The sequence below is a fragment of the Rhizosphaericola mali genome (assembly GCF_004337365.2).
In the GTDB taxonomy this organism is placed as follows: domain Bacteria; phylum Bacteroidota; class Bacteroidia; order Chitinophagales; family Chitinophagaceae; genus Rhizosphaericola; species Rhizosphaericola mali.
Map to the genome: position 1 here is coordinate 3,800,811 of NZ_CP044016.1, position 13,569 is coordinate 3,814,379.

General features: G+C 34.1%; 11 protein-coding genes. 4 read left to right on the plus strand and 7 right to left on the minus strand.

The window, feature by feature from the left end:
* Position 1: 1 nt before the first annotated feature.
* The 3 genes from E0W69_RS16255 to E0W69_RS16265 form a co-directional block, all read right to left on the minus strand.
* The gene (locus tag E0W69_RS16255) at positions 2 to 2,398 is read right to left on the minus strand and encodes a hypothetical protein (RefSeq protein WP_131331089.1); all 2,397 of its coding nucleotides are present in this window, start codon (positions 2,396 to 2,398) and stop codon (positions 2 to 4) included.
* The gene (locus E0W69_RS16260) at positions 2,361 to 3,437 is read right to left on the minus strand and encodes a hypothetical protein (RefSeq protein WP_131331090.1); all 1,077 of its coding nucleotides are present in this window, start codon (positions 3,435 to 3,437) and stop codon (positions 2,361 to 2,363) included. Before E0W69_RS16260 ends, E0W69_RS16255 begins: the two co-directional genes overlap by 38 nt.
* A 195-nt stretch (positions 3,438 to 3,632) precedes the next feature.
* Complete coding sequence (locus E0W69_RS16265; protein WP_131331091.1) at positions 3,633 to 4,091, minus strand: FKBP-type peptidyl-prolyl cis-trans isomerase; 459 nt, start codon at positions 4,089 to 4,091, stop codon at positions 3,633 to 3,635.
* A 96-nt stretch (positions 4,092 to 4,187) separates the two neighbouring features.
* Between E0W69_RS16265 and E0W69_RS16270 the strand changes: the two genes are divergently transcribed.
* Positions 4,188 to 5,456, plus strand: a complete 1,269-nt coding sequence (locus tag E0W69_RS16270; RefSeq protein WP_131331092.1) for an exo-beta-N-acetylmuramidase NamZ family protein — start codon at positions 4,188 to 4,190, stop codon at positions 5,454 to 5,456.
* On the opposite strand, the gene E0W69_RS16275 is transcribed toward E0W69_RS16270, so the two are convergent.
* The 4 genes from E0W69_RS16275 to E0W69_RS16290 form a co-directional block, all read right to left on the minus strand.
* Positions 5,453 to 5,692, minus strand: coding sequence for a hypothetical protein (locus E0W69_RS16275; RefSeq protein WP_131331093.1), 240 nt, complete (start codon positions 5,690 to 5,692; stop codon positions 5,453 to 5,455). The two genes, E0W69_RS16270 and E0W69_RS16275, sit on opposite strands and share 4 nt — an antisense overlap.
* 142 nt (positions 5,693 to 5,834) lie before the next feature.
* Entirely contained in the window at positions 5,835 to 6,665 is an 831-nt protein-coding gene (locus tag E0W69_RS16280; RefSeq protein ID WP_191967888.1) for a ChaN family lipoprotein, read from the minus strand.
* Between the two features lie 65 nt (positions 6,666 to 6,730).
* A complete protein-coding gene (locus E0W69_RS16285) occupies positions 6,731 to 7,057 on the minus strand; it encodes a 2Fe-2S iron-sulfur cluster-binding protein (RefSeq protein WP_131331095.1) in 327 nt (108 codons plus the stop codon).
* Between the two features lie 98 nt (positions 7,058 to 7,155).
* On the minus strand, positions 7,156 to 8,163 hold the full coding sequence (locus E0W69_RS16290) for an NAD(P)/FAD-dependent oxidoreductase (RefSeq protein WP_131331096.1): 1,008 nt from the start codon (positions 8,161 to 8,163) through the stop codon (positions 7,156 to 7,158).
* A gap of 198 nt (positions 8,164 to 8,361) precedes the next feature.
* Between E0W69_RS16290 and E0W69_RS16295 the strand changes: the two genes are divergently transcribed.
* The 3 genes from E0W69_RS16295 (at position 8,362) to E0W69_RS16305 (ending at position 13,534) form a co-directional block, all read left to right on the plus strand.
* Positions 8,362 to 8,925, plus strand: coding sequence for a nucleotide exchange factor GrpE (locus E0W69_RS16295; RefSeq protein ID WP_131331097.1), 564 nt, complete (start codon positions 8,362 to 8,364; stop codon positions 8,923 to 8,925).
* Between the two features lie 114 nt (positions 8,926 to 9,039).
* Complete coding sequence (gene dnaJ / locus E0W69_RS16300) at positions 9,040 to 10,212, plus strand: molecular chaperone DnaJ (protein WP_131331098.1); 1,173 nt, start codon at positions 9,040 to 9,042, stop codon at positions 10,210 to 10,212.
* Between the two features lie 139 nt (positions 10,213 to 10,351).
* The gene (locus E0W69_RS16305; RefSeq protein WP_131331099.1) at positions 10,352 to 13,534 is read left to right on the plus strand and encodes a glycoside hydrolase family 2 TIM barrel-domain containing protein; all 3,183 of its coding nucleotides are present in this window, start codon (positions 10,352 to 10,354) and stop codon (positions 13,532 to 13,534) included.
* Positions 13,535 to 13,569: the final 35 nt, after the last annotated feature.

A 13,569-nucleotide genomic window follows, 5' to 3' on the forward strand; every position in this document is an offset into this window, starting at 1 on the left:
ATTATTTAAAATCTGGGCAATGTGTTTCAGCTAATGTGTATGTTTTGGAGTTTTTGTATCTTTTTTTCAATTCTGTAAGATATTTACTATTATAATTATAGTACCCATACATCCTTTCCTTGTTATAATATTTATCAATTATTTTATAACAATAATGCAACATCGCAAGACTAGAAGCTCTTATTTCAGTATTTTTAGCAATAGAATATGCTTTTTTATAATTTGCCATCGCCGAGTTAATGGTATTTATTGACAAAGGTGAAAAATAAGCACTAGAATTTTCGTATTGAAGCATCATCCATCCAGCTCCATAATCTGTAATATTGTATTGATAATTGGCGATTCGCTGCAACAAACCGGCTTTTTTATCTAGGTCATTTTCTACTTTTTCTGCATCGAGCAAACTACATAATTCTTTAGTCAACAAAGTTTTAGATACTTTGTCAAAATAAACATTCTTAGTGGAGTCCCATGGGGTAATGGTTCCTAAATATTCAAGACCGTGCTCGGGTAAATATGTATCATATTCATAGTTTTTAGCCCAATAGTCTTGATGCATAGATTCGAAGACGTCAAGCGCAGCGTGATACTTCATTTGACGAATAAACATTGTACCTTTTAAGTCTTTGTATAAATCTTGTTGAGCAAGTGCTGTTGATATATATTTTTCAAATGGAGACTTATTAACTTTAGATTTGAAACTTAACAGACTATCCATAGTTGCAGGAGTCCCATATGTATCGAAATAGGCGATTTGATCATAATTTACAGCAGAATCGCTTTGATTCTTATCATCATAATCGCTATAACTTAAAAATGAATTCATATCCGTCGTAAGGCTTGCTTTGTTATATAACAAGCCTGCCAACATCGTGTTGCCTATAGATTGAAATCGCCTACTCAACATGAGCAACAATTCTGATAGATCATCATCTTGTTCTTCCGTAATTTCATCTGGATAATAATAATTGTGATAACTGGGGATATTATTTATTAGAAATCTAGGATTGATTGCTTCTAGTTCTCTAATTTTGAACATGAGCCATTGTTGACAGTCTGAACTATTCAAATTTTCACTATTTGCATATGAGATTATTTCTTCTACAATTCTTTGCTGTTCGAATATTTTATTATTTGGAAAATGAGGCGTTTGATTTATTAATTTCATCGCAGTACTATAGTTTCCTCGAACATTTTCAAGATGTGCAATTGATAAATTTAGAAAATTATGAAAACTATAATTGGGTGTATTTATTTCATATAGAAAGCTACGAACAGAGTCCAAATATTTCCTATCTTTCCAATAGTTAAGTTTAGCATAATAATCAATCGTGCGTTTCTCATCACTTGCATAATAATCATTGTCTGCTTTAGTGTTAAAACCCAAATATTTTGGTGACCAAATCCAAGTTTCAATTTTATCTATTTCCCTACTTAATAAAAAGGGTAAATATTTATTATTGCGATCTAAACTATAAATTTCTTTTATTTTATTTAAAATTCTTTCAGGATTATTAATAATTTGAAATACGCCACATAACGCTTTATAGTATTTGTCATCCGTATTTTTTTCCAAATCACTCAAATCTTCTTTAGTTAAAGATTGAAAACAAATTAATTTTTTAGATTCTGAATGATCAAATGATTCTAATACGAGTTTAGTCCGGTCATTACCAGATAAAGTAAGACCGTAATATAGTTGAGACCAACCATAGATAACAGAGTTGGTATCTAGTTGTATATGACTATACAAATCTGCTAAGGAATCTTTATAATGCGTATATCCATGTCTCCATAAATAATATTGACTTTTCAATACTTGGAAAGTATATCTATTCTTCAAAAAATTATTTTTGACCAATTGATAACCATTTTGACCATCTCTTGCGGATTGAAATAATAAAGAATCATAGTTCTTATCAAAAAGCCCATCCTCCCATGGATCTAAATTCCCAAATTGTGTAAACTCCGCTTTTTTGGCACAAATCATATAATCTAAAAAAGCGTTATTAGAGGGCAATAATAGCCATTTTACAAAACTATTGTGGTTGAATACAGAGTCCGATTTGGATAATAAATTTAACGCAAAATCATTCCCGTTCATTTCATATTGAATAGAAAATATATCTGCTTCTTTTACACTCCTGCCACAGATATTTCTCCATTCATGACAATTTCTTCGATAATCCTTTTGTGTAGGGTCAGGCAATTCACTATTAAACAATCTTTCTGAATAATAGAAAATCTCCAATCCTCCTTTCCCCGCGAGATTGGGATTAAAAAGGGAAAAGTTCTGCTCATCCAATCTTAGAAATGGACCACAAGCAATAGTTGATTGTAAAACTATTATTAAAATCAAACTAATACATATCAAATATTTTCTTAATCGTCTGATCATGATCTTTTAATAGTTTATCATCCCAATGAAAAAATATTATTTTCCTACTATCCGAAAGTTTTTCTTTCAAAAAATTAGCGCAATTTAATAACTCACTCGAATCTATTTGCTCGTCTATCAATACATCTCCTTCACGTAAATAATTATCATCGATTGATAAATCATTTAAAAGTCGATATCGTTTAGTACCTATAGAATCTAGATTTGCATCAGTTTTATTCAGATTTTTTTTATAAATAATACCCTTAAATTCATTTCCACGAAACCATCTAAACCAACTAAATAATGGCAATGCGATATCCAATGGAATTTTATAGTCATTGTGTGTTATATATTTTTTTACTTCATTCAAATCCAGAATAGAATTTTTAGTATTAATATTATACACTCCTCCAATATTATAACACATCAACACTCCTTTATCAACTGGCGGAATACCCATTTTTTTGTAATATTTAAATGGATAAAGTCGTATAGTGGCGGAAAATATTTTATTGGGATATAATTGTCGGAATGCTTTTATGAATTTGAAATATTTATATTTAGTTCCCTCAGTCCAATCACAATCAATTTGAATTTCCTTAATAGATGCTAAGAAAGCTTGTCTGATCGAATCCCCATTTGGAAGAATATAGTTTTGAGTACTTCGAATAGAATCTGGCGTATTTTCATATATACGATGTGCAAAATTTTCGGCGAGTTCATTTTGAATGTATTCAATTCTATGTTTGAGTTTTATAGGCAGTGAATCTTTACACCAGACATCATCTATATTTTGGAATACTGCATTAGTTATAAATATTACTGGAGTATGTCCAAATTCTATAGCGGTCGGTAAATTAATTGGATCATTGTCTTTCATACCTAACCCACTCGAGGGTACTGGAATTTTTAAATATTCATTCCAATCCACATCCATATACCTCACATAGAAATTGGAGATTTGCATACGGCGTACAATAGTATCATAAGAGTCATCTGGAATATAATCCTGATTGGTATTATTCTTCCAATAATAGAATGCATGTTGATAAGGCATTTTTTTACAGGCCTGTAAAAAAAATAAGATTAGGCAAAAATACAACCATTGATTTTTCATCTTGCAGAGGTTACAAGTGCAATATTAAATGGAAAACAAAATGCTCAAATCAAAACTCAAAAAAATAATTGAAACAAAAAAAACCGACTATTTTTTGAAAAAATAATCGGTTTTATAGTTTTAAATATAAATTTACTAATCAGGTAAAATCAAACCAGATTTTTCACCTACGATTTCTACTAATTCAAGATCAAAAACTAATTCTTTTCCAGCAAGAGGATGGTTACCATCCAATACTACAGATGCTTCTTTGATCTCAGCAATAGTTACCGGGAATGCTTGACCTTGTTCGTTACGCATATTCAATGCCATACCTACTGCAGGTTCCATTCCTTCTGGAAATTGATCTTTTGGAAATTCAATCAACAAATCGTCTTGTTTAGGACCATATGCTTCTTCCACTGGGATATTGATTGTTCTTTTTTCCCCGATTCCAAGACCTTTAACGCCTTCATCAAATCCTTTTATAACTTGACCACTTCCTATAGTAAATTCCAAAGGCTCTCTACCTTCGCTACTGTCGAATGTCGTACCATCTGTTAATTTACCATGGTAATGTACTTTTACAGTATCTCCATTTTGAGCTGTTTTCATAATTTCTCTATTTTTATTCTAAAAAGTAGCAAGTTAACCATTGAAACCCGTCTTGACAACAAATTTTAGTTAACTTTCGTGCTCAAACTAAATTTTATGCAAATCAAGGCTTCTTTTAAATATATATGTTTTGCAATACTATTTGCAATTTCGATAAATACATTTGCCCAAAATAATTCTATTATTTTACCCATTGGCAAATCTGAAAAATGGGTAAAAAAAGCTACACATACGCAGCCCGGCGCATATCAATTGAAAAAATATTTGCCATTATTAAAAGGTAAAAGAGTAGGCGTATTTGCTAATCCAACCTCCGTTATAGGGCATACACATCTAGTTGATTCCTTGCAACACTTGGGTATTCAAATTACAAAAATATTTGGCCCCGAACATGGATTTCGCGGTACTGCAGACGCAGGTGCGCATGTGGAAAGTTTCGTTGATCAAGCAACGGGTATCAAAGTTATATCACTTTATGGAAAAAAGTCACACCCAAGCAAAGAAGATCTAGCCGATGTAGATATTTTATTATTTGATTTGCAAGATGTAGGTCTCAGATTTTATACATATATATTGTCTTTACAAAATTTCATGGAATCTGCTATTGACAACCGTAAACCACTTATAATTTTAGATCGTCCCAATCCCAATGGTTTTTACGTGGATGGCCCAGTATTGGACACAGCCTACAAAAGTGGCGTAGGCCCTCAACCAATTCCTGTCGTTTATGGAATGACCATCGGCGAATATGCAAAAATGGTTCTAGGGGAAAAATGGTTACATACGAAATATGCCTATATGCGCCAGGATGACCCCTTGATAACAATTATTCCCTGTAAACATTACAACCACAAATATTTGTATCAATTACCCGTTGCCCCTTCTCCTAATTTGAAAAGTATGAATGCTATTTATTGGTACGCATCTACTTGCTTTTTTGAAGGAACCAATTTGAGTGAAGGTCGTGGAACTTCCAACCCATTTTTATATGTCGGAGGTCCAGATTTACCTAAAAATCTTTTCCAATTTGAACCTAAAAGTCAAAATGGAGCTCTAGATCCTAAATGTAAAGATCAAATTTGTTATGGGTGGGACCTGACAAGGCAACCAAGTCCTAGTAAGATCGACTTAAGCTATATTAAAAATGCCTATGATCTAACAAAAGATAAGTCAACATTTTTCCTACAACCAAAAGATTCCACCAAACCAGAAAATTACTTTTTTAATAAATTAGCTGGAAACCAAGAATTGCGTATGCAAATTATACAGCAAAGACCTCTTGATGAGATTTATGCTAGTTGGGAGTCAAGTATTCAAAATTTTAAAACAATCAGGAAAAAATATCTATTGTACAAAGATTTCTAATCACATGGATTATTCACCGAACGTGCCGCATATTTTTTTACATAATTTACCACACTTTCAGACGGCGATTTCAGAGGAATATGCTTCATTAGATCTAATTTTTCCATTAGATCGATTAATCTTTGACGCAATAAATGATCTGTATTTAAAAGATGCTGTATTTCTTCTTTAACAGAATTACAAACTTCGTCATACAAATATGACAATAAAATTTCAGTAGAGTAAATTTGGACCATAGACAATAGATGATTTAAGAATTTTCATATTATTAAACGACTAATGTATTAACCTATTGTTCTAAATAATTTACAAAACAAATATTTTTTCTATATGATTGATTTATATCATATTACAAACCTAAAAATATTTAAAAAATAATTATTTGCTCTTCGGCTGTGTCAATATAATGATATCTCCTCTATTCAAATAAGTTTGCCAGTCAGGGTTATTCCAATTTGCGTCAGCACTACAAGAGACATTCCCTATTTGCTTTGTCATTTTTAAACGCTGTAAGTAACTTTCTAATTGTGTATAGATTCCTAATTTTTCATCTGAATGAAATCCGCCATTCAAATGAAAGATTTTAGATGTAGGATTTTTTTGTAAATAGGTAGCAATATGCCAAGCCATTGTCGCATCCCACAGATTTTGAGATTCAAATATATGACTTGCCGCAAGCGCTTCGTGACCGCCCATTATATTTTCAAATTTGTGTTGGTATGCACCCGTATCCACATGAATTGGCAAAGGAGCTAAATAACTCAAAGCTAAGGAGTTGAATTTTGGTAAAAATGTAAGGCCATTTTTGGTTACTGCACTTACGTATCTTTTCGGAGCATTGGTCGCAATAACAGGAAGCTGATGCACTTTTGCATATTCCACTAAGGGTTGATAATCTGTATAATTGGGCCAAGCTCTTCCGGCAGAAATCAAATAATCTGGACGGATAAGGTCTTGCAAATATTCATCCATTACTTCTTGCACATCTGATTCAAACATTTCCATACCTAAGGCATAGGGTTGCTTTGAATTTAGAAGTTGATAAAGTTGATTTTCCAGATCGTGTCCGATACTATCATTGTGCTCTTCCCCCCAAAAGATAACATCCTTATTTTTCAAAATTGCAGGAATCTCATCCAACTTGATTTCTCTTTTTTCCGCAGTTGAATATATCTTATATGCATTTTGCGCATTCAAATCATGCATCATAATAAAGCAAAAAATAATAAAAAACAATCTTTTGGGATAGAACATAGGACGTATTTGAATCAATATTAATCTTCTGAGAGCGAGCCACATATTTGAAATGTGCAACCTTCCAAATTATCATTTACCTGCAATTGACAACTTAATCGGCTATTAGATTCTGAATCAGGAATCATATCTAACATGTCCAATTCTGCATCACCTTGTTCGGGTAGATTTTCCCCACCGGCCAACACTTTTACATGACAAGTGCCGCACAATGCCATACCACCACAAGTCGCCAACACCTCGTATTCAAATGCTTTCAAAGTTTCCATTAAATTAAGCCCCATATCATCCGGAGCTTCTAACTCTTGTTGAGAACCATCTCTATCTTCAACTGTAAATTTTACCATAATCTGCAAATTTATAGCTCTATTTTTATTTATCTAAATAAAAAAGCTGGAATTGAGTTCCAGCTTTTCATAGTATATATTTTCCAACAACCGATTTATTAGAATCCGTGAACTCCGTTAACAGTTGTGTATTTGAAACTTAAGTGTTGTTGAGGATAAGCATATTTGAATGCTCCGTGTGCCATCAATGCAGCTTCATGGAATCCACAAAGGATCAATTTCAACTTACCAGTATACGTATTGATATCACCAATAGCGAAAATACCCGGAATGTTCGTTGAATAAGAATCACGATCTACTTCAATCGCTGCTTTATCGATATTCAAACCCCAATTAGCGATGGGTCCCAATTTTGGACTCAATCCAAATAATGGAATCAAATTATCCGCTTCGATGGCAATTTCTTCTTTTTCAGGTCCTACAATCGTTACTTCTTTCAATACGCCGTTACCATTGATCTTGGTAACATTGGATTTCAATAACAAATTGATTTTACCTTCTTCTGCTAATTTGGCTACTTTATCCGCAGATGCTGGTGCACCTCTAAATGAATCACCTCTATGAACCAATGTTACTTCTTTAGCAACATTAGCTAAGAAAATTGTCCAGTCAAGCGCAGAATCACCACCACCGGCCAATACTACTTTTTTATCTCTGAAAGCTTCTGGATCTTTTACCATATAAGTAACACCCTTACCACCTTCAAAATCTTCTAATCTTTCAACAACTGGTTTTCTTGGTTCGAAACAACCTAAACCACCTGCGATACAAATTGCTTTACAATGCACTTCTGTCGCGTCGCTTGTTTTTACAATAAAAGTACCGTCCTCTTGTTTTTGGATTTCATCCACTCTTTCACCTAGTGTAAATGTTGGCTTGAATGGTTCTGCTTGCGCCATCAAATTATCTACTAATTCTTGTGCTTTTACAGATGGATATCCAGGAATATCATAAATAGGTTTATGCGGATAAATTTCGGACAATTGGCCACCTACTTGTGGTAAAACGTCAATCAAGTGGCACCTCATTTTCAACAATCCCGCCTCAAATATCGCAAACAATCCCACTGGACCGGCACCTACTATACAAATATCAGTTGTTATCATTTTAAGTAAACTCAGCTCTTGAGTATATTGATTAATTAAAAAATAGAACGCAAAATTACGAATTAGAATAATAACATAGTTACGAAATGCGAAATTATTTGTCTATTATTTTGGTAGATTACTTTAACTGACAATATTTCGGATTTGTATAAATGGCAAATTTTTTGGACGAAGTCCATAATTACTAAATATTAAGATATGTCCCATAATAATCATAATGATCACGACAACGAAGATTTGAATAATCACATACCAGAAGAAAATGCATCTCAAGAAGAAGCGTTCGAACCTGCGGAAAGTATTATCAATGATGATGTAGTGGAAAAATTAAAAGCAGAAGTTGCAGAACAAAAAGACAAATATATTCGTCTAATGGCGGAATTTGAAAACTACAAACGCCGCAAAGCTGCTGAGATTCAAGATATTAATAAAACAGCTGGAAAAGATATTATCATTTCCATGTTAGAAGTTCTGGATGATGCCGATCGTGCAGAAGCGCAATTGACTAAAGATGTACCAGTAGACCAACTTAAAGAAGGTATCCAATTGGTATTCAATAAATTAAGAAAAAATTTGTCCAATAAAGGTTTGAAGGAATTGCAAAGTATTCATCAAGAATTTGATCCTGAATTACATGAAGCAATTACACAAATCCCTGCTCCTACAGAAGATTTGCAAGGCAAAGTTTTGGATCAAGTGAAGAAAGGATATTATTTGAATGACAAATTAATTCGCCACGCACAAGTTGTTGTAGGACAATAATTTTCATTTTTGAAAAGACATTTTCATGAACCCTGATTGCAAGCAATAGTAGCAATTGGGGTTACGTGTTTAAAAAAGTTTCTGAATTATAAAGAGGTTGAATAGTACAATTATATGAAAAGAGATTATTACGAAATATTAGAAATTTCAAAAACTGCCACAGCGGAAGAAATTAAAAAAGCTTACCGCAAGACTGCCATGAAATTTCACCCAGATAGAAATCCTGGCGACAAAGTGGCAGAAGATAAATTTAAAGAAGCTGCTGAGGCATACGAGATTTTGGGTGATGAGGATAAGCGTGCGCGTTATGACCGTTATGGACATGCTGCATTTGATGGCGCAGCTGGCGGCGGATTTGGTGGTGGTGGTATGAATATGAATGATATTTTCAGCCAATTCGGAGATATTTTTGGCGGTGGTGGTGGAGATGATATGTTCAGTAGTTTCTTTGGCGGTGGTGGACGTAACGGAGGCAGGAGTAGCACGGGCAGAGGTACAAGAGGTAGCAATTTGAGGATTAAAATCAAATTGAACTTCGAAGAAATGGCCAAAGGAGTTACAAAAAACATCAAAGTAAAAAAATACGTTCCTTGTAGTACTTGTGGTGGCACTGGAGCAAAAGATAAAAATAGCTTCCAAAATTGTAGCACTTGTGGTGGTAGTGGTCAAGTACGTAAAGTTGCCAATACATTTTTAGGTCAGATGCAGACGGTCACTACCTGTCCAACTTGTAATGGAGAAGGCTCTGTAATTACTTCAAAATGTACTGCATGTAAGGGAGAAGGTCGTGTTTATGGTGAAGAAACCGTCAATATAGAAATACCTGCGGGAGTTCAAGCAGGTATGCAATTGAGCATGCGCGGTAAAGGTAATGCTGGTGAGCATGGCGGAGGCCCTGGTGATTTAATTATATTGATTGAAGAGGAAGCTCATTCAGAATTACACAGAGATGGCTTGAATGTAGGTTACGATTTGCATATTACATTCATGGATGCTGTTTTTGGTGCGCAAGTGGAAGTACCTACAATTGATGGTAAAGCCAAAATCAAAATTCCTGCAGGTACGCAAAGTGGTAAGATTTTCCGATTGAAAGGAAAAGGTTTCCCTGAAGTAAATGGTTATGGCAAAGGAGATCAATTGATTAATGTCAGTGTATGGACGCCAACCAATCTTTCTTCGGAAGAAAAAGAAGTTTTGGAAAAAATGCGTGATAGCGAAAACTTCAAACCACAACCAGCAAAGAGCGATAGAAGCTTTTTTGATAAAATCAAAGATATCTTTAGTTAAGAGATTTGTTTTTAATGAATATTTAAAGAATCGGGCAATTTGCTCGATTCTTTTTTATTAATACACTAATAACAATATTATAATAGCGGATTTTGTAGCTTTCACTGACTTCATTATGAATATTCAAATAAAAGCCACAATGTATTTTCATTCAAAAAACCTATTTTCTGCAATTGTAACTTTTTTTATCATCCTTGGTATACTTACTAAAGTATGCGCTCAATCAGATCCTGTAAATCGTTTATTTTCGGCGACGGATACGGCATCTGTACCTTCTGAAATCGAGAATCCCGAATGTTTAGGTATCAATAAATTGCCTGCGCATGCTACCTTGATGCCATATGCGAATATGCAAGAAGCATTACAAGCGGATAGACATCAATCTTCTTTTTATAGATCATTGAATGGCACATGGAAATTTCATTGGGTTGCCTGGCCTCAAAAACGTCCTGTTGATTTTTACAAAGACAACTATGATGTTTCTTCATGGGCAGACATTGCAGTACCATCTAATTGGGGAATGAAAGGATATGGAACTCCGGACTATAGTAACTACGACTATATATTCCAAAAGGATTTTCCACATGTAATGAGTACGCCGCCATTGAGTTTTACAACCTATACAGAAAGAAACCCCGTTGGAAGTTATAAGCGCAATTTCGAAGTGCCTTCTAATTGGAATAATAGACAAATTCTCATCACATTTGATGGTGTAGATGCAGGTTTTTTTCTTTGGATAAATGGTAAAAAAGTAGGTTATAGTGTTAATAGTCGTAATGCAGCTGAATTTGACATTACAGATTATGTACACGCTGGACAAAATACGGTTGCAGTAGAAGTCTATCGTTTTACAGTTGGAAGTTATTTAGAAGATCAAGATATGTGGAAATTGAGTGGCATATTCAGAAATGTTTCGCTTTGGAGTGCTCCGAAAGTCCAGATACGTGATTATTTCATCCAAACTGATCTGGACGCACAATATAAAAATGCTACAGAAAGTGTTCAAGTAAAAATTCACAATTATAGTAACCAGATGGCTCCGGATCGTACAGTAGAAGCTACTATATTGGATAATAAAAAATCTATACAAACAGTAACCACTAAAGTGCCATCTTTAGCACCGGGACAAGAGACTATAGTAAATTTGCAAATTCCAGTTACAAATCCTCGTAAATGGACTGCGGAAACACCTAATTTGTATACTACAATATTGACGTTAAAGGATGGTTCTAAACAAGAAGAAATTATTTCCGCTCGTACAGGCTTCCGTAAAGTAGAGATTAAAGGTCGAATATTTATGGTAAATGGCGTACCTGTCAAACTAAAAGGTGTTAATCGTCATGAAAATTGGCCCGACAATGGACATGCTATCACGGAGGCCCAGATGATTAAAGATCTAATTTTAATCAAACAAACCAATTCAAATCACATACGTACTTGTCACTATTCTGACGATCCACGTTGGTATGAGTTGTGTGATGAATATGGCATTTATTTAGTTGCGGAAGCGAATTTGGAATGTCATGGCGCTATGGGAGAATTCGATGAAGAGCCTAGGATCAAAGCGGCTATTATAGACAGAAATGTGGCGAATGTAGAAAATTTCAAAAACCATCCATCTGTTGTAATTTGGTCTTTGGGAAATGAATGTGGTAATGGAGGTTCCAATTTCAGAGCAGCTTTAGCAACTATTCGCAAAATTGATTCTACACGTCCGACACACTATGAAGGTTTTGGAATTGGCAATGGTAATCCAGCTGATTTGGATAGTCGTATGTATACTGATTTGAAAAATGTAGAAAAAAATGCCAATGATAAAGGCTTGACAAAGCCATTTTATTTATGTGAATATGCACATACGATGTTTAATTCTATGGGATCTGTTGACAAATACAATGAACTTTTTGATAAATATCCAGAATTAATGGGCGGTGCAATTTGGGAATGGCAAGATCAAGGTTTGTATAATAATCGTGATCCAAAACATCCCATCACCGCTTATGGTGGAGGCTTTGGCGAAGTACCCAATGATCATTATTTCATACATAAAGGTGTCGTTTTTTCTGATAGAAGTTGGAAACCTCAATATCCAGAATTAAAAAGAGTGTATCAATGGATAAGCGTTACGCCTATAGATTTTTCCAAACAAACGTTTACGATCAAAAACAGATATCAATTTACCAATTTAGATAGTTTAAATGCAACCTGGACGATAAGCGAAGATGGAAAAATGATTGCTTCTGGCCCATTGAATGTGGGTGAATTATTACCCAATAAAGAAAAACAAATAAAAATTCCTTACAAATTCACACCAAAACCAGGATCAGAATATTTTGTTCGTGTCGCGTTTCAATTAAAAAATGCAAATATATGGGCACCTAAAGATTTTGAAGTTGCAGGTATCCAAATTGAATTACCTAAGAAGGAATATACTGCTCCTTCAAATAATGGTCCGACGCTAGAGTTCACAAGAAATGGAGATAGTTACTTATTTAAAGGTGCTAATTTCAGTGCTAATTTTGATACCAAAAAAGGCATTTTCACTTCTTTAAAATCTAAAGAAAATGAAATTTTGGAAAATGAAAATGCAGGTCCACAACTCCATTTATGGCGCGCGCCACATCAAAAAGATGATATGTGGGCGTATGATGATTGGGCTAATAATGGGTTAAAATCATTAAAATGGACAGTCGAAAAAACTTCGAGCAAAAAACTTTCAGACAATGAATACCAAGTGGATTGTCAGTTAAAAGCAGAAGGTAAAAATGGATTTATCGTGCACCAAACGATACAATATCATATCTACGGAAATGGTAAAATTGTATCTGACAATGCAGTTCATTTTGATGGTCCGCAATTTAGTTTAGCACATATAGGGGTTAGATTATATTTGAATAAATCTTTAGATAGTGCACAATATTTTGGACGTGGTCCTATGGAAAATTATGCAGATCGAAAGATCGGTTCTGATGTTGGTGTATATGCCGCAGCCGTTACTAACTTGATGACGCCTTATGAAAAGCCGATGGAAAATGGCAACCACGAAGATGTTCGCTGGTTGCAGATTTTCTCTCAAAATGGTACACCTGTAATATTCGGTGCAGGCATTAATAATTTGTTTCAGTTTTCCGCATTACCATATAGTGATGAAGAAATGGAAGATGTGGCATACAAAATTGATTTACCCAAGTCAAATCATACTGTTGTATGTTTGAGTACAAAGACTTTAGGAGTAGGATCTTATGGTTGTGGTCCAATCCCTTTAGAGGAATATAGAGTACCAACAAAGGATACTAAATTTACTTACACCATTCAATTATAATTATTTTATACCGATGTAGCGACCTTTTTAGTTCT